17 protein-coding genes and 1 pseudogene are annotated in these 16,914 nt (G+C 62.7%); 16 read left to right on the top strand and 2 right to left on the bottom strand.

Features of this window, described 5'->3' with window-relative positions:
* Positions 1-27 precede the first annotated feature (27 nt).
* The 12 genes from ACHMXK_RS18350 to ACHMXK_RS18295 all read left to right on the top strand — a co-directional run bounded on the left by ACHMXK_RS18350 (position 28) and on the right by ACHMXK_RS18295 (position 11,367).
* Positions 28-2,451 carry a 3-hydroxyacyl-CoA dehydrogenase/enoyl-CoA hydratase family protein gene (locus ACHMXK_RS18350; protein ID WP_397441950.1) on the top strand — a complete coding sequence of 808 codons (2,424 nt, stop codon included), beginning with the start codon at positions 28-30 and terminating at the stop codon, positions 2,449-2,451.
* A gap of 17 nt (positions 2,452-2,468) precedes the next feature.
* Positions 2,469-2,975: a DUF4442 domain-containing protein gene (locus ACHMXK_RS18345; RefSeq protein WP_397442559.1), complete on the top strand. Its 507-nt coding sequence runs from the start codon at positions 2,469-2,471 to the stop codon at positions 2,973-2,975.
* 20 nt (positions 2,976-2,995) lie between these two features.
* Positions 2,996-4,195 (top strand): acetyl-CoA C-acyltransferase, encoded by a 1,200-nt coding sequence (locus ACHMXK_RS18340; protein WP_397441949.1) that lies wholly within the window; start codon positions 2,996-2,998, stop codon positions 4,193-4,195.
* Between the two features lie 350 nt (positions 4,196-4,545).
* Complete coding sequence (locus ACHMXK_RS18335) at positions 4,546-5,379, top strand: acyl-CoA thioesterase (RefSeq protein WP_397441948.1); 834 nt, start codon at positions 4,546-4,548, stop codon at positions 5,377-5,379.
* A 175-nt stretch (positions 5,380-5,554) separates the two neighbouring features.
* On the top strand, positions 5,555-6,277 hold the full coding sequence (locus tag ACHMXK_RS18330) for an SDR family oxidoreductase (RefSeq protein ID WP_397441947.1): 723 nt from the start codon (positions 5,555-5,557) through the stop codon (positions 6,275-6,277).
* Between the two features lie 25 nt (positions 6,278-6,302).
* Complete coding sequence (locus ACHMXK_RS18325) at positions 6,303-6,896, top strand: 2-hydroxychromene-2-carboxylate isomerase (protein WP_397441946.1); 594 nt, start codon at positions 6,303-6,305, stop codon at positions 6,894-6,896.
* A 57-nt stretch (positions 6,897-6,953) separates the two neighbouring features.
* The gene (locus tag ACHMXK_RS18320; protein ID WP_397441945.1) at positions 6,954-7,730 is read left to right on the top strand and encodes an enoyl-CoA hydratase; all 777 of its coding nucleotides are present in this window, start codon (positions 6,954-6,956) and stop codon (positions 7,728-7,730) included.
* A 73-nt stretch (positions 7,731-7,803) separates the two neighbouring features.
* Complete coding sequence (locus ACHMXK_RS18315) at positions 7,804-8,643, top strand: SDR family oxidoreductase (protein WP_397441944.1); 840 nt, start codon at positions 7,804-7,806, stop codon at positions 8,641-8,643.
* A gap of 10 nt (positions 8,644-8,653) precedes the next feature.
* Positions 8,654-9,025 (top strand): YciI family protein, encoded by a 372-nt coding sequence (locus ACHMXK_RS18310; protein WP_397441943.1) that lies wholly within the window; start codon positions 8,654-8,656, stop codon positions 9,023-9,025.
* Between the two features lie 116 nt (positions 9,026-9,141).
* Entirely contained in the window at positions 9,142-9,567 is a 426-nt protein-coding gene (locus tag ACHMXK_RS18305) for a YciI family protein (protein WP_397441941.1), read from the top strand.
* Positions 9,568-9,637: 70 nt separating this feature from the next.
* A complete protein-coding gene (locus ACHMXK_RS18300; RefSeq protein ID WP_397441940.1) occupies positions 9,638-10,051 on the top strand; it encodes a VOC family protein in 414 nt (137 codons plus the stop codon).
* A gap of 32 nt (positions 10,052-10,083) precedes the next feature.
* On the top strand, positions 10,084-11,367 hold the full coding sequence (locus tag ACHMXK_RS18295; RefSeq protein ID WP_397441939.1) for an RNA polymerase sigma factor: 1,284 nt from the start codon (positions 10,084-10,086) through the stop codon (positions 11,365-11,367).
* Here the strand turns inward: ACHMXK_RS18295 and ACHMXK_RS18290 are convergent.
* Positions 11,364-12,128, bottom strand: a pseudogene (locus tag ACHMXK_RS18290) (molybdate ABC transporter substrate-binding protein). The gene ACHMXK_RS18295 and the pseudogene ACHMXK_RS18290 overlap by 4 nt on opposite strands.
* Positions 12,129-12,522: 394 nt before the next feature.
* A complete protein-coding gene (locus ACHMXK_RS18285; RefSeq protein WP_397441938.1) occupies positions 12,523-12,924 on the bottom strand; it encodes an RcnB family protein in 402 nt (133 codons plus the stop codon).
* A 29-nt stretch (positions 12,925-12,953) separates the two neighbouring features.
* On the opposite strand from ACHMXK_RS18285, the gene ACHMXK_RS18280 reads away from it, so the two are divergent.
* The 4 genes from ACHMXK_RS18280 to ACHMXK_RS18265 all read left to right on the top strand — a co-directional run bounded on the left by ACHMXK_RS18280 (position 12,954) and on the right by ACHMXK_RS18265 (position 16,904).
* Positions 12,954-13,595, top strand: coding sequence for a DUF4345 domain-containing protein (locus ACHMXK_RS18280; RefSeq protein WP_397441937.1), 642 nt, complete (start codon positions 12,954-12,956; stop codon positions 13,593-13,595).
* Between the two features lie 74 nt (positions 13,596-13,669).
* The gene (locus ACHMXK_RS18275; RefSeq protein ID WP_397441936.1) at positions 13,670-14,404 is read left to right on the top strand and encodes a TetR family transcriptional regulator; all 735 of its coding nucleotides are present in this window, start codon (positions 13,670-13,672) and stop codon (positions 14,402-14,404) included.
* Positions 14,401-15,285 (top strand): SDR family oxidoreductase, encoded by an 885-nt coding sequence (locus tag ACHMXK_RS18270; protein WP_397441935.1) that lies wholly within the window; start codon positions 14,401-14,403, stop codon positions 15,283-15,285. Before ACHMXK_RS18275 ends, ACHMXK_RS18270 begins: the two co-directional genes overlap by 4 nt.
* Positions 15,282-16,904 (top strand): acyl-CoA carboxylase subunit beta, encoded by a 1,623-nt coding sequence (locus tag ACHMXK_RS18265; protein WP_397441934.1) that lies wholly within the window; start codon positions 15,282-15,284, stop codon positions 16,902-16,904. Before ACHMXK_RS18270 ends, ACHMXK_RS18265 begins: the two co-directional genes overlap by 4 nt.
* The last annotated feature ends 10 nt before the right edge of the window (positions 16,905-16,914 follow it).

Genomic DNA, 16,914 nt, shown 5'->3' with positions numbered 1-16,914 from the left:
CCGGCGGTGAACAGAAAAGAGAAACCCATGTCACGTTTCCAAGTCAAAAAAGTCGCCGTGCTCGGCGCCGGTGTGATGGGGGCGCAAATCGCCGCCCATCTGGTCAACCTCAAGGTGCCTGTGGTGCTGTTCGACCTGCCCGCCAAGGAAGGTCCGAAAAACGGCATCGTCATCAAGGCCGTGGAAGGCCTGAAAAAACTCAAGCCCGCGCCGCTGGGTGTGCCGGAAGATGCGGCGCTGATCCAGCAGGCCAATTACGAAGAACACATGGAGGTCTTGAGAGAGTGCGACCTGATCATCGAGGCGATTGCCGAACGCATGGACTGGAAGACCGATCTGTACCACAAGATCGCGCCTTTTGTCTCTGAAAACGCCATCGTGGCCAGCAACACCTCGGGCCTGTCCATCACGACCTTGAGCGAGGCTTTGCCCGAATCCATCAAGCCGCGTTTTTGCGGCATCCACTTTTTCAACCCACCGCGTTACATGACGCTGGTCGAGCTGATCAACACACCGACCACCGAGCCTAAGGTGCTGGACGACCTCGAAGCCTTTGTCACCAGTGGCCTGGGCAAAGGCGTGATACGCGCGCATGACACGCCCAACTTCATCGCCAACCGCGTCGGTATTGCCGGCATGCTGGCGACCATCAAGGAAGCCGAAACCTTTGGCCTGAGCTACGACGTGGTCGATGATCTGACCGGCAAAAAGCTGGGTCGCGCCAGCTCGGGCACCTTCCGCACCGCCGACGTGGTGGGCCTGGACACCATGGCCCACGTGATCAAGACCTTGCAGGACAACCTTGGCCCCGTGGGCAGCGGCAAGGTCGAAGACCCGTTTTCGGACATCTACGGCACGCCGCCGGTGCTGGCCAAATTGCTTGAGTCCAAAAGCCTGGGTCAAAAAACCGGCGCGGGTTTTTACAAAAAAGTCGGCCGCGACATCCTGCGCCTGGACCCCGACAGCATGGAGTACGTGACCGCCGGCGCCAAGGCCAACGAAGTGGTCGGCCGCATGCTGAAAAAGCCAGCCGGCGAACGCCTGAAACTGCTGCGTGAAGCCGAAGGCGCGGAGCCGCGTTTTCTCTGGGCGATTTTGCGCGACCAGTTCCACTATGCCGCCGTGCACCTGGCGAGCATTGCCGAAACCGCGCGCGACATCGACTTCGCCATGCGTTGGGGCTTTGGCGCCAAACAAGGCCCGTTCGAGTTGTGGCAAGAGGCGGGCTGGCTGCAGGTGGCCAACTGGATCAAGGAAGACATTGATGCCGGCAAGGCACTCAGCAAGGCGCCGCTGCCGGACTGGGTCTTCAAGGGTGCTGTGGTCGCCGCCGGCGGTGTGCACACGGCAGAAGGCTCCTGGAGTGCGTCGGCCAACAAGTTCATCCCGCGCCGCCAGTTGCCGGTCTACGAGCGCCAGTTTTTCCCCGAAAACGTGCTGGGCGCCAATGCGCCGGCCTTCGAAACGGCCGGCACCACGCTGCACGAAGACGACGCGATTCGCCTCTGGACGCTGGACGGTGAACAGGCCGACGTCGTGATCGCCAGCATCAAGACCAAGATGCACGCCATCAGCCCCGATGTGGCCGAAGGCCTGGCGCTGGCGGTGGAGCTGGCCGAGAAAAGTTACAAGGGTCTGGTGATCTGGTCCAACGACGAGATGTTCTCGGCCGGCGCCGACCTGCAGGCCATGTTGCCCGCCTTCATGATGGGCGGCGCCAAGATGATTGAAGGCGTGGAGGCCGAGCTGCAAAACGTCATGCTCAAGCTGCGTTACGCGGCCGTGCCCGTGGTGTCGGCGATCCGTGGCCTGGCCCTGGGCGGCGGCTGCGAGATGGCGGTGTATTCGGCCAAACGCGTGGCGGCCATGGAAAGTTACATCGGCCTGGTGGAAGTTGGTGTGGGCCTGGTGCCAGGCGCCGGCGGCTTGGCCTATATCGCGCGCCGTGCGGCGGAAAACGCGGCCACGTCCACCAACAAGGACATCCTGCCTTTCCTGACCGAAGGGTTCACCGCGGCCGCCATGGCCAAGGTCGGCACCAGCGCGATTGAAAGCCGCAAGATCGGTTACCTGCTGGACAGCGACGTGATTGTGCCGAACAAGGACGAGTTGTTGTATGTGGCGCTCAACGAAGCGCGTGCCCTGTTCAATTCCGGCTACCGCGCACCCCACAAGCGGCCATTTGCGGTGGTCGGCCGCAGCGGCCTGGCCACCATCAAGGGCCAACTGGTGAATATGCGCGACGGCGGTTTTATCAGCGCCCACGACTTCCACATTGCCAGTCTGATCGCCAATGTGGTTTGCGGCGGTGACGTGGATGCCGGCTCGCTGGTGACAGAAGAATATCTGATGACCTTGGAGCGCAAGGCTTTCTGTTCGCTGCTGGAGCACCCAAAAACGCAGGAACGCATCATGGGCATGATGAGCACCGGCAAACCGGTGCGTAACTGATGGCTGATCAATCCGCCATGAGCGACCACAAGCCGAATCGCCTGGAACGGCAACTGGAGCGTCTCCATGAAGTGCCGGCTTTTGCGCGGCCCTGGTTTCGCGGCGTGATCCTGCGCCGCGCCGTGCCTTTCACCGGCACGGCCGGGCTGGATTTTTTGCAGATGAGCAACAACCTGGTCGAAATCGGCATCAAGAACGAAAAAAAGGTGCAGAACCACATCGGTGGTGTGCACGCCTCGGCCATGAACCTGCTGGCCGAAACCGCCACCGGCATGGTGGTCGGCATGAATGTGCGCGACGACTGCATCCCGCTGGCCAAGGAACTGAAGATGGCGTTCAAAAAACGCGCCACCGGTGGTTTGCGGGCCGTGGCCACCTTGAGCGACGAACAGCGCGCCGCCATGTTGGCCAGCGACAAGGGTGAAGTCAATGTGGCTGTTGTGGTGACCGACGAGGCCGGCATCCACCCGGTCGAATGTGAATTTGTGTGGGCCTGGATTCCAGCCGCCCCCCGGAAAAATTGAAGCATCAAAGGAAAAACACCATGGCCAAACAAGTCCAGGAAGCCTACATCGTTGCCGCCACGCGCACGCCCATAGGGCGCTCGCACCGCGGCTTTTTCCGCAACACCCGTCCCGACGACCTGCTGGTGCGCGCCTTGCAGGCGGCGCTGGCCCAGGTGCCCACGCTGGACCCCAAAGTCATCGAAGACATCATCTGCGGCTGCGCGATTCCCGAAGGCCCGCAGGGCCTGAACATCGCGCGTATAGGCGCGGTGCTGGCCGGCCTGCCGACCAGTGTGGGCGGCATCACCGTCAACCGTTTTTGCGCCTCGGGTTTGTCGGCGATCCAGATGGCGGCCGACCGCATCCGTGTCGGTGAAGCCGACGTGATGATCGCCGCCGGTACCGAAAGCATGAGCATGGTGCCCATGTCGGGCAATTCACCTTCGCTGTCGCCGGCCATGTTTGCCAATGACGACAACATAGGCATTGCCTACGGCATGGGCCTGACGGCCGAAAAAGTCGCGCAGCAGTGGAAAGTCTCGCGCGAGGCACAAGACCAGTTTGCACTCGAGTCGCACCAGAAAGCCATCAAGGCGCAGCAGGCCGGTGAGTTCACGGCCGAGATCACGCCGGTGGAAGTCACCGACCGTTCGCCCGATCTGGACAGCGGCGACGTGATCGCCAAGACCCGTACCGTGAGCCTGGACGAAGGCCCGCGCCTGGACACCTCGCTCGAAGGTTTGGCCAAACTCAAGACGGTGTTTGCGGCGCGTGGTTCGGTCACGGCCGGCAACAGCTCACAAACCTCGGACGGTGCCGGCGCCTTGATCCTGGCCAGCGAAAAAGCGGTCAAGGAACACGGCTTGAAACCACTCGCGCGTTTTGTGAGTTACGCCGCCAAAGGCGTGCCGCCACACATCATGGGCATAGGCCCGATCGAAGCGATTCCTGCCGCCTTGCGTTATGCCGGTTTGCAGCAGGACGACATCGACTGGTACGAACTGAACGAAGCTTTTGCCGCCCAGTCGCTGGCCGTGATCAACACCCTGGGTTTGAACGCTGCGAAAGTGAACCCGATGGGCGGTGCGATTGCCTTAGGCCATCCGCTGGGTGCCACCGGTGCGATCCGTGCCGCGACCGTGATCCATGCCTTGCAGCGCCATCAGCTGAAGTACGGCATGGTCACCATGTGTGTAGGCATGGGGCAGGGCGCCGCCGGCATCTTCGAGCGGGTGTAGGGCTACTGCGCGAACCTCATGCGGCGTTGGTCCGGGGCTCTCAATCCTCACGTACCTGAAGTACGTTCCGGTTGCTCCGCTCCGTCCGCCTTGCCTGAGGTCCGCTCGCTACGCCCTACGGGCGGGACTGCTGCGCGGGCGATCTGCGGCGTTGGTCCGGTGCTCCCCATCCTCACGTACCTGAAGTACGTTCCGGTTGCTCCGCTCCGTCCGCCTTGCATCTCATCCTGCTCGCTACGCCTTGGGGGAGGGTGGCTGCGCGGGGGCATGGCGGCGTTGGTGTGGTGCTCCCGGTAAGCAGCGTCCCCGGCACGACTGTCTGAAACATTCAAGAACGGCATACTTGAGCCATGACGCCTCATCCCTTTGACACTGCTGTTTCACTCACCCCGCTGGACGCCGCCGTGCCCGGCCGTTTTGCCGGCGCCAGCAGCCCGGACTACTGGAACATGGTCGGCCCTTTTGGCGGCACCACTGCCGCCACCGCCATGCAGGCCGTGATGCAACACCCGGACCGGCTCGGCGAGCCGATTGCGCTGACCGTCAATTACGCGGCGGCCTTGGGCCCCGGCGCTTTCACCGTGCTGGCCACGCCGGTGCGCACCAACCGTTCGACCCAGCACTGGACCGTGTCCCTGACCCAACCTGATGCCGCTGGCGCGGACAGCGTTGTCATGACGGCGACGGCCGTGACCGCGGCGCGGCGCCAGACCTGGGGTGTCAATGACACGCCCATGCCGGCCGTGACACCGCCGGTGGCGGCCGAAAAAATGGCCTTTCCGGGCGGCGGCGTCGAGTGGATCAAGCGTTACGAGATGCGGCCTCTGTCAGGCATGATCCCGCGCGTCTGGGACGGCAGCGGCACCGACAGCCTGAGCCAACTTTGGGTGCGCGACAACCCGCCACGCCCCCTCGATTTTTCCTCGTTGGCGGCCTTGTCCGATGTGTTTTTCCCCCGTGTGTGGTTGCGCCGCGCCAAACATGTGCCGGTGGGCACGGTGTCCATGACGGTGCATTTCCATGCCGACAGCGGGCAACTGGCCGAATGTGGCGAGGGTTTCCTGCTGGGGCAGGCCAGGGCCCAGGCTTTTCGCCATGGATTTTTTGACCAGACTGCGCAGTTGTGGACTGAAAGCGGTACCCTGCTGGTAACGACCAACCAGATCGTTTATTACAAAGAGTAATGATATGGCCTCCATGCTTGTCACTTCGTGTATGAATATGGCCCCCCACGCTTGTTGCTACGCTTACTGCGCTGCCCCCCGAGGGGGCTGGCCTTGCTTGGGGCGGCCTTGCGCGGCGGTCGCTGGCCTCCATGTTTCGCCGTGATGTGTCGTTGCGGACCGAAAGGGCGATGTCATGAAAGGCGTAGCCCTGGTCATAGGTGCGGGTGACGCCACCGGTGGTGCGATTGCCCGGCGTTTTGCGCGTGAAGGTTATACCGCCTGTGTCACGCGCCGCAGCCTCGAAAAACTGCAGCCCTTGCTGGAACAGATACGCGCCGAAGGCGGCACGGCCCACGGCTTCGCGTCGGATGCGCGCCAGGAAGACGAAGTGATCGCGCTGATCGAGAACATCGAAAGCAAGATCGCGCCCATCGAGGTGCTGGTTTTCAACATAGGCGCCAACGCACCCAGCAGCATCCTCGAAGAAACCGCGCGCAAATATTTCAAGATATGGGAGATGGCTTGCATGAGCGGTTTTCTCAACGGCCGTGAAGTCGCCAAACGCATGGTGCAGCGCGGGCGCGGCACGATTGTGTTCACCGGGGCGACCGCGTCCATGCGCGGCGGCGCCAACTTCGCCGCCTTTTCGGGGGCCAAAATGGCCTTGCGTGCGCTGGCCCAGAGCATGGCACGCGAGCTGGGGCCACGTGGCCTGCATGTGGCGCATGTGGTGGTGGATGGCGCGATTGACACGGCCTTTATCCGCGACAATTTTCCCGAGCGTTATGCTTTGAAGGCGCAGGACGGCATCCTGAATCCCGAACACATCGCCGACACCTACTGGATGTTGCACCAGCAGCCACGCGACGCCTGGACCCATGAGATGGACCTGCGGCCGTGGTCGGAAAAGTTTTAGCAAGTTATTTTTCTGAAAGAACGCCATGGTCAAAACCGTTGATTTCTATTTTGACTTCGGCAGCCCGGCTGCCTACCTGGCCTGGACGCAACTGCCGCAACTCTGCGCCGACACCGGCGCCCGGCTGATCTACAAACCGGTGTTGCTGGGTGGTATTTTTCAGGCCACCGGCAACCGCGCGCCGATTTCTGTGCCGCTCAAGGGCAGCTACCTGCTGGAAGACCTGGGCCGCTTTGCGCAGCGTTACCAAGTGGCTTTCAAACACAACCCGTTTTTCCCAATCAACACCATCACGCTGATGCGTATTGCCACCGGCCTGCAGATGTGTGGCGATCCGCGTTTCGAAACCTACGTGAAAGCGATGTTCGAAGCGATGTGGATCCATGCCGCCAACATGGGTGATCCAGCCACCCTGGCTGGCGTGCTCGCGGCAGCCGGCATCCATGCGTCCGACCTGGTGGCGCTGGCCACGGATCCGGCCGTGAAAGAACAATTGCGCGCAGACACGGAAGCGGCGGTGGCGCGCGGCATTTTTGGCGCACCGACGCTGTTTGTCGGTGAGAAAATGTACTGGGGCCAGGACAGGCTGGACTTTGTGCGCGAAGCACTCATCGCCTGATCTCTACGCGCCGCGACCCACCCCACACCTCTCCACTTCAGCACTTCAGGAATTTCCATGAGCGAGCCTTTTAAAGACGTTTTGACCCACACCGAAACCGGCGTGATGACCATCACCCTGAACCGGGTCGAGAAAAAAAACTCCATCACCGCGGCCATGTACGCCGCCATGGCCGATGCGCTGCAAGCCGCCAGCGCCGACGCCAGCGTGCGCGCCGTGGTGATCCAGGGCCATGAAAGCATTTTTTCCGCCGGCAACGACATTGGCGATTTTTTGAACGGCCCCGCGTCCACCAGCGAGTCGCCGGTGTTCCGCTTTTTGCGCGGCATCAGCACTTTCCCCAAACCGCTGGTGGCCGCGGTGTGTGGCCCGGCCGTCGGCATTGGTACCACCTTGTTGCTGCATTGCGACCTGGTCTATGCCGGTGACAACGCCGCGTTTTCCATGCCTTTTGTGAATCTGGGCCTGTGCCCCGAAGCCGCGTCCAGCTTCCTGGCGCCGCAACTGATGGGGTATGCGCGCGCGGCCGAAGCCTTGTTGCTGGGCGAGCCTTTCATGGCCGAGGTGGCGCTGGAGATGGGGCTGATCAACCGCATTGTGCCGCCTTCGGAGGCCAATGCGCTGGCCCACAGGCAGGCGCAAAAACTCGCGGCCAAACCGCTGAGCGCCTTGATGGAAACCAAACGCCTGATGAAAAAAGGCCAGGCCGCCATCGTCGCCGAACGCATGGTGGAAGAGGGCGCGAGTTTTGGCCGCATGCTCAAGGAGCCGGCGGCACGTGAGGCTTTTGGTGCCTTCATGGCCAAGCGCAAGCCCGATTTTTCCAAGCTTTAAGAACAAAAAAGGCACCTGGCCCATAGCGGACGGGCGCAAGCAGCTATTTATTTGGTAGCAACTCGGAGGCCTCATGAATCCAGCCAACAGTCTCAAGGGCAAAACCCTGTTCATCACCGGGGCCTCGCGCGGCATTGGCCTGGCCATCGCCACCCGTGCGGCGGCGGACGGCGCCAACATCGTCATCCTTGCCAAAACCACAGACCCCAACCCCAAGCTGCCGGGCACGATTTACAGCGCGGCCGAGGCGGTGAAAGCCGCCGGCGGCCAGGCCTTGCCGCTGGCCGTGGATATTCGCGACGAAGACGCGGTGCTGGCCGCGGTGGCGAAAGCGGTGGAAACGTTTGGCGGCATAGATATCCTGGTCAACAACGCCAGCGCCATCAGCCTGACCGACACCGAACACACGCCGATGAAGCGTTATGACCTGATGAACGGCATCAATGCACGCGGCACCTATTTGTGCACCCAGGCCTGCCTGCCCGAGCTGAAAAAATCCGCGCAGGCCGGGCGCCAGCCGCAGGTGCTGACGATGTCGCCGCCCTTGTCCATGAAGACACACTGGTTTGCGCCGCACACGGCTTACACCATGGCCAAATACGGCATGAGCATGTGTACCCTGGGTCATGCCGGCGAGTTCCAGGGCTACGGTATTGCCGTCAACAGCCTGTGGCCACGCACCGCGATTGCCACGGCGGCGCTGCAGATGATTCCCGGCGTGGACCTGAAGTTGTGCCGCAAGCCGGAGATATTGTCCGACGCGGCGTATCTGATTTTGAGCAGCCCGGACTTCAACACCGGCAACTTTTACATCGACGACGAATTGCTGGCCGCGCACGGCGTGACCGAGCTCGACAAATATTCGGTGACACCGGGCACGACAAAATTCATCCCCGACTTTTTTGTGGATTGAGGCTGCAAACATGGCTTATATGTTGTTGATTCATGAGCCCACCGGGCAAAGGCGTACTCGCGGCGAAACCGAAGGTCAGGCGGTGTACGCCCGCATGGTGCGTTTTGGCGATGAGCTGAAAACGCGCGGCTTGTACCTGGCCTCGGAGTCCCTGGGTTCCCAGGCCGCTGCGGCGCGCATCCAGGTGCGTGGCGGGCAAGCCCAAGTGCTGGACGGTCCGTTTGCCGAAGCCAAGGAAATGGTGGGCGGCTTTTTTCTGATCAACTGCACCACCCGCGAGGAAGCCGTGGCCATCGCCAGGGAATGCCCGGCGGCGGAGTGGGCCACCATTGAGGTGCGTTCGCTGGGCCCGTGTTACGAGGAAGCGGTGGGCGCGGGTTAATTTTGGATGACTAGGGTTTTCCCTGGCTAAATAGAGTCGATTTCGCGGGCCTTGGTTCGTCGTGGAGGTAGAAGCCGAGATTTCTCGGTACTTCCAACCCACGAAGGAGTCTTGCCATGCGATTCATGATCATCGTCAAGTCCACGCCCGAGTTCGAGGCCGAGACCACCCCGCAAACACCCGACGAAAAACTGATGGCCGCCATGGCCGACTACCACGAGCAGTTGTCCCAAGCCGGTGTGTTGCTGGACGCCAGCGGGCTGCAGCCCAGCCGCAAAGGCTGGCGCATCCATTACGACGGGCAAAAACGCACCGTCATCGACGGCCCTTTTGCCGAAAGCAAGGAGCTGATCGCCGGCTTCACCACCATCCAGGTGCGTTCACGTGACGAGGCGCTGGAGTGGTCACGCCGTTTTCCCAACCCCGTGGGGGAAGACGCGCCGGCGGTGATCGAGGTGCGGCAACTCTACGAGCTGGACGACTTCACCCCCAGCGCCTCGGTGGATCGCTTCCGCGAGATGAATACCCCCAGCCAGAAGTGAAGTCGCGAGCCGAAAAGCCCCGCGTCGCCAACGTTTTTATCACCACCCCAACCCATTCCAAGGACACACCATGAGCCGTCAAGTTTTCATCAACCTGCCCATCAAACACATGGCCCGCAGCCAGGCCTTTTTCAAAAGCCTGGGGTTTGCCTTCAACCCGCAGTTCACCAACGAGCAGGGCGCCTGCATGGTGATCAGCGAGAACCACAATTACGTGATGTTGCTGGTCGAGCCCTTTTTCCAGGGTTTTACCAAGAAAAAAATCGCCGATGCCACCCAAACCACCGAGGTGTTGATTGCCATCTCGTGTGACAGCCGCGCCGAGGTCGACGAGATGGTGAAGAAGGCGCTGGCGGCCGGCGGCACCGCGCCCAATGCCACGCAAGACCACGGCTTCATGTACAGCCACGGCTTCACCGATCTGGACGGCCATGTCTGGGAGGTGTTGTGGATGGACCCCAACGCCGCGCCGCCGCAGGCTTGATGTTGCCGGCCTGATTCTGGGACACTCGCCGGATGCATTCCTCCACCCATCAGGCGATTGCCGCGGTCTGGCGCATCGAGTCCGCAAAAATTGTGGCCGCTGTTGCACGTATGGTGCGCGACATCGGGCTGGCCGAAGAACTGGCGCAGGACGCCCTGGTGGCAGCCCTGGAACATTGGCCCACGGCCGGTGTGCCGGACAATCCCGGCGCCTGGTTGATGGCCACCGCCAAAAACCGCGCGCTGGACCGCTTGCGCCGCAACAAGGTGCTGGACGCCAAGCTGGCGCAAATCGGCCATGACCTGGAGGCGCAGGAGGCCTTGGTCGTGCCGGACTTTGTCGATGGCCTGGACGCCGCACGGGCCGACGACATCGGCGATGACTTGCTGCGGCTGATTTTCACCGCCTGCCACCCGGTCTTGTCCACGGAGGCGCGGGTGGCGCTGACCCTGAAGCTGTTGGGCGGCTTGAGCACGCATGAAATTGCCCGGGCCTTTCTGGTGGCCGAGCCGACTGTTGCGCAACGCATCGTACGCGCCAAACGCAGCTTGACGGAGGCCAAGGTGCCGTTTGAGGTGCCGCGTGGCGATGCCCTGGCCGAACGCCTGGCCTCGGTGCTCGAAGTGGTTTACCTGGTGTTCAACGAAGGTTACACCGCCACCGCCGGTGAAGACTGGATGCGTCCGGCGCTGACCGAGGAGGCTTTGCGCCTGGGCCGCATGTTGGCGGAATTGGCGTCCCAGGAGGCCGAAGTGCACGGCCTGGTGGCGCTGATGGAGTTGCAGGCTTCGCGCACGGCCGCACGTACCGATGCGGCGGGCCGGCCTGTGCTGTTGCTCGAGCAGGACCGCACACGCTGGGACCCTTTTCTGATCCGGCGTGGCCTGGCGGCGCTGGGGCGTGCTGAAACCTTGGAAGCTGCACAGGGCAAGGCGTTGGGCCCTTACGCGCTACAAGCCGCCATCGCGGCCTGCCATGCGCGTGCACGCGTGGCCGCCGACACCGACTGGCCAGGCATTGCCGCCTTGTACGACGCGCTGGCGCAGATGTCGCCTTCACCGGTGGTGGAGCTCAACCGTGCGGTGGCCATCAGCATGGCCTTTGGGCCGGCCGCCGGCCTGGAGATCATTGACACGCTGCGTGAGGACAAGGCGCTGCAAAACTACCAGTGGTTGCCCAGTGTGCGCGGCGATTTGCTCGCCAAGCTGGGGCGCCAGGACGAGGCGCGCGCGGAGTTTGAACGTGCCGCATCGCTGGCCAACAATGTGCGCGAGCGGGATTTTCTGCTGGCGCGAGCGCAGGCAATGATCGGCTAAACAGGCGCTTGATCTGGCTGGCGAAAGCCGTGACGCTGCAACACCGCCTGACCGGCAGGCGAGAGCAGGTAGTCGGCAAAAGCCTGCGCCGCTTCCGAAGCGTCCAGGCGCACGGTCAGCCCATAGTCGGCGCTGACGTTGATGGCGGCCGGCACGTCCACGGCCTGCAAGCCGGGCTGCTCGGCCAGCGCAATCACGGCGTTGGTGCAATAGGTGATAAACACATCGGCCTGGCCGCTGGCGACCAGCATGCCGTAGACATTGCGATCGGCCGGCGGCGCGGGCGAATCCGGCCCGCCTGTGAGTTGCAGGGCCTTGCTTTCCAGGCGGGCCTGGGCGCCGGGCGGGGCCTAGGCACTGCGGCCTACACGCGCAAACATCTCAAACGCATAGTCGACCGATGAGTCTGCCTTGGGGGTGGAGGTGCCGAGCTTGATGTTCGGATCAAGCATGGTCTTGACCAGGCTGTCCGGCGTGAGGCCCAGGCGCGTGGGCGCCAGCGCGCACAGCGCGTTGCGCGCGAAAGCCCGCACCTCGCGCCAGGCGCCGGTGTTGGCCAGGGCGCGCGGGTGGTCCATGTTGGCCGAGGCAAACACCTCGGAGGCCTCGCCGCCGGCAATCCGGTCGCGCAACAGGCCGGAGGCCTCAAACACCAGAACAATTTTTGTACCCGGCCGCGTGGCTTCAAAAACCCGCGCCACTTCCGTCAGCGGTGCGCGCAGGCTGCCCGCGGCGTGGACCGGCACGCTGGTCTGCGCCATGGCGGTGCTCATGCCCAGGCCCACAAGGGTGGCCATCAAGAGGCGCGACATGCTTGAACAACCGCTTGAAAAAACATGCCCAGGCTCCTTGGATAGGTTTGCAATCGTTTCATCCTCCAACCGGCATCGTAGGCGGCAGTTCGAGGTCGTCGCAATCCGTATTGGCGAGCTATGTGCGGCCTTGCATAGTCGTCAGGGATGTTGACTGTTGCCGTGTTACGCGAGGAAGGTAGGGGTCTGGCCTCCCGCTGGCGGGTTTTCCGTCGCCCAAAGGCATCCTGATGAATTTTTAAGGAAAAACAGGCGCTAGCCCTTATGTCATGGGCGTGAACAGCTATTAAAAGAAGAGCGACCGGAGGGTGGATCCCTCCGGCCCTCCAGCATCACGCCGGACTTAGCGGCCCAGCACCAGTTGCGTAATCACGCCGGTGGCGATGGCGATCAGCGCGTAGTCCGTCCCCACCTGCACCCACTGCTGGCCGCGTGCCGGCGCATTCAGCTGTTGTGCGTGCCAGTTGTTCATGGCGTGCTGGCGGTTGCGGTACTCCGTCGGGATGCGGTCGCCACGGTGGAACTGTGAGCCGCGTGTGTCGAAGCGCCTGTCATTGCGCATATCGCGCTGGTCGACATGGCGCGGGCCGGCATCACGGCCATAACGCTGTTGCATGGGACCTTGCTGTTCGGCGCGTGAGGGCTGGGCGCCCGGGCCGCGTTGGTCAAAGCCCTGCGCGAAGGACAACGAGCCGAATCCCAGGGATGCCACGGTGATGGCGCAAACAATGGTTTTCGATTTCATGGAGTGACTCCGGTGGTAGGTAGGCCTTCATGGTCGGCCTGCCAGGTGTCTCTTGTACGAAGACCAGAGGGCTTTATGTAAAGAGTTGGTGCCATCTGTGTGACGCCGCTGCCGCGCCGGCCCTGGCCGCGAAAAAAACCGGCGCCCCCGTGCAGGTGACGGTTGGGGATTTGAGGCCTATAGTGGCGACGATGAACGCGCTTGCGCGGCGGGTATGGCCGTGGACCGTGTTCTTGAGCGCTTGGCGGGATAAATCAATTCAGCTTATCTACAAGGAATCGACCATGACACCAGAAGTGCCGCTGCTTGCCAGCCAGCTTGTCGTCCGGATTTGCCTGTTCCTGGTTGCCGCCATCGCCATGTTTGGTGGCGCGCTGCAGATGTATCTCGGTCAACCCGACACCTCCCCCCGGCTGGACAACGTGCATCGCTTCATGGCCGGTGTGTATTTCTCCACGGGGTTGATCAGCCTGTGGGCTGCCGTCACGATCCGGCAGCAGGGAATACTGGTTTATCTGCTGGCGCTGGGTGTTTTTCTGGCCGGTGTCGGCCGGCTGGTGTCCATCAGCAAAGTTGGTTTGCCAGAGCCCGCGGCCGTCTGGCTGGGCTACCTGATTCCGGAGCTGTTGCTGCCCATCGTCATCGTGGTCGCGCATCGTGGCGGCCATTAAGTGCGGCTTGATGGATTCATTTTTACAAAGCACCTGCTTGCTAAAAATAAGAGGTTTTGTTATGGTCTGTTTCCATGGACAAACCCACTGTGCGCAAGCGCTCTACCGTACGCGCTGTAGCCGCCCCTGAAACCGAGCCCACGACTGCCGTTGTCGTCGAAAAGCGGCCACGCGGCCGTCCGCGTAAAACCCTGGATGAACGTGACGACGGCAACCGCCGGGTCGAACTGCTCAATGCCGCGGCCCGGCTGTTTCACCGCAAAGGTTTTGACGCAACCAGCACACGCGACATTGCGGCCGCGGTCGGCATGCACAGCGGCTCGCCGTTTTACCACTTCAAAAGCAAGGGCGCGCTGCTGTATGCCGTGATGGACGAGGGCATGCGTTCGGCCATCGTGCGGCAGACGGCGGCGCTGGAGGCCGCGGCGCCAGCTGCGCCCGATGCGGCGGCTTTGCTGCGTGTCTTGATCCGCAACCATTTTGATGTGTTGCTGGGGCCGGGCAGCGATTTTATTCCCGTGATGTTGTACGAGTCGCGTTCCATCACGGCCAAGCAGCGGGCTGCGCTGGCCAAGCTGCAAAGCGACTACGAATCGGTCTGGGAGCCCGTGTTCCAGGCCTTGAGTGACCAGGGGCGTTTGCAGGCCCCGGTGAAGCTGGCGCGCCTGCTGATGTTTGGTGCGCTGAACTGGTCGGTGCAATGGTTTGACGCCAAAAAAGGCGCATCGCTGGACGAACTGGCCGATGCGGCCATGGCGCTGTTTATCGGCGATATGCCGGTCAAGGCAAGAAGAAAGGCCCCAGTATGAGTTACCGCTCGGTGTTTATTCCCGGCCTCCTGGCCGGCAAGGTGATGGTGGTGACCGGCGGCGGCTCCGGCATTGGCCGTTGTACCGCGCATGAGTTGGCCGCGCTGGGCGCACATGTGGTGCTGATCGGACGCAAGCTGGCCAAGCTGCACGATGTGGCCGGTGAAATTGTGGCCGCCGGCGGCCGGGTCAGCTTTCATCCTTGCGATATCCGTCAGGAAGAGGCGGTGCAAACCACGGTGGCAGCCATTGTGCTGGCGCATGGCCGCATCGACGGCCTGGTTAACAACGCCGGCGGCCAATACATCACGCCGCTGGAAAGTATCAGCGCCAAAGGTTGGGAAGCCGTGATCAACACCAACCTGACCGGCGGCTTTTTGATGGCGCGTGAATGTTATCTGCAGTCCATGGCGCAGCAGGGCGGAAGCATCGTCAACATCGTGGCCGATATCTGGGGCTCCATGCCCAGCATGGGCCACAGCGGTGCGGCGCGGGCCGGCATGGTGAGTCTGACTGAAACCGCGGCCGCCGAGTGGGCGCACAGCGGCGTGCGGGTCAACGCGGTGGCGCCGGGTTATATCGCATCCAGCGGCATGGACCATTACCCGCCCGAGGCCGGCGAGATGTTGCGCGAGATGCGCAAGACGGTGCCGCTGGGCCGTTTCGGCACCGAGGCCGAGACCTCGGCGGCGATTGTGTTTTTGCTGAGCCCGGCGGCCAGCTTCATCAGCGGCACCACCTTGCGGGTGGACGGGGCAAGGCCGCAGGTACGTATGGGCTGGCCCATGCGCCTGCCCGATGCCCAGGCCGCGCAGCGTGATGCGGTGAGACCGTTTGACGGGTTTCATCTGGCCAGCACGCCGAAAGTGTTTCAGTCATGACCATCTTTCAGTCGGCCTGGAATGCGCAAGGTACGGTGGCGACGCAGCGACGCGAGGCCATGTTGCTACGCATTGAGGCCTTGCGGGCGCTGGAAGAACGCGCGGCGCAGGCCTCGGCCAAGTCCAAACCGGTGTTCGACAGACGCGGCCAGTTGTTGCCGCGTGAACGTGTTGCCTTGCTGCTTGATCCGGGGACACCGTATTTGCCGATCTGTGCACTCGCCGGTTTTATGCAGGACCACAAAGACCCGGCCCATTCCGTGCCCGGCGGCGGCGTTGTCGCGGGCATTGGTTTTGTCGAAGGGGTGCGCTGCATGGTGGTGGCCAGCGATTCGGGCATAGACGCCGGCGCCATCCAGCCCATGGGCCTGGACAAAATCCTGCGCGTGCAGGAGATTGCGCTGCAGAACAAGTTGCCCTTTATCCACCTGGTCGAAAGCGCCGGCGCCAACCTGATGCGTTACCGGGTCGAAGGTTTTGTGCATGGCGGCGCCTTGTTCCGCAACCTGGCGCGGCTCTCAAGCGCGGGTATTCCGGTGCTGACCGTGCAACACGGCTCGGGCACGGCCGGCGGCGCCTACATGCCGGGGCTTAGCGACGTGGTGATTCTGGTGCGTGGCCGTTCGCGCGCCTTTCTGGCCGGCCCGCCCCTGCTGATGGCCGCCACCGGCGAGGTCGCCACCGAAGAAGAGCTGGGTGGCGCCGAGATGCATGCCACGCTCTCCGGCCTGGGGGAACACCTGGCGGAAGACGATCGCCATGCCATTTCTATGGCAAAAGAGGTCGTAGCCCGTATGGGGTGGTTGCAATCAGCTATGAATTCGGGAGCGAAAGCAGTGCGGCCCCCGCGCTTCAACGCCGACGAGTTGCTGGGCCTGATGGACAAGGACTTGCGCCAGCCGGTGGAGATGCGCGAAGTGATCGCCCGCCTGGTGGACGATTCGGACCTGCTGGAGTTCAAACCCTTGTACGGCGCGGCCACGCTGTGTGTGCAGGCCGAGATCAACGGCCAGGCGATTGGCATCATCAGCAACAACGGGCCGATTGATGTGGCTGGCGCCAACAAGGCCACGCATTTCATCCAGCGCTGCTGCCAGCTCGGCCAGCCCATCGTCTACCTGCAAAACACCACGGGTTATATGGTGGGCAAGGACAGCGAGCAAGGCGGCATGATCAAACACGGTTCCAAGATGATCCAGGCCGTGACCAACGCCACCGTGCCGCAAATCACCATTCAGTGCGGTGCCTCGTTTGGCGCCGGCAATTACGGCATGTGTGGGCGCGGTTATGCGCCGCATTTTTTGTTCAGTTGGCCCAGCGCCAAAACCGCGGTGATGGGCGGCGAGCAGGCGGCCCGCACCATGCAAATCGTCACCGAGGCGGCGATGCTGCGTAAAGGCATGGCGGTGGATGCGGCGCAGTCGCAGGCGCAGTTCGACAAGATCGTCAACGTGTTCGAGGCGCAGGCCGACGCCTTTTACACCTCGGGCCTGTTGCTCGACGACGGCGTCATCGACCCGCGCGATACCCGGGCCGTGCTCGCGCAATGCCTGGCGATGTGTGCGGAGGCGGCGGCGCGGCAGCTCAGGCCCATGCAGTTTGGCGTGGCACGTATGTGAGACGACGCTG

The organism is Polaromonas sp. UC242_47, from assembly GCF_044452385.1.
GTDB lineage: Bacteria > Pseudomonadota > Gammaproteobacteria > Burkholderiales > Burkholderiaceae_C > Polaromonas.
This window is presented reverse-complemented; position numbering and strand designations above follow the sequence as displayed.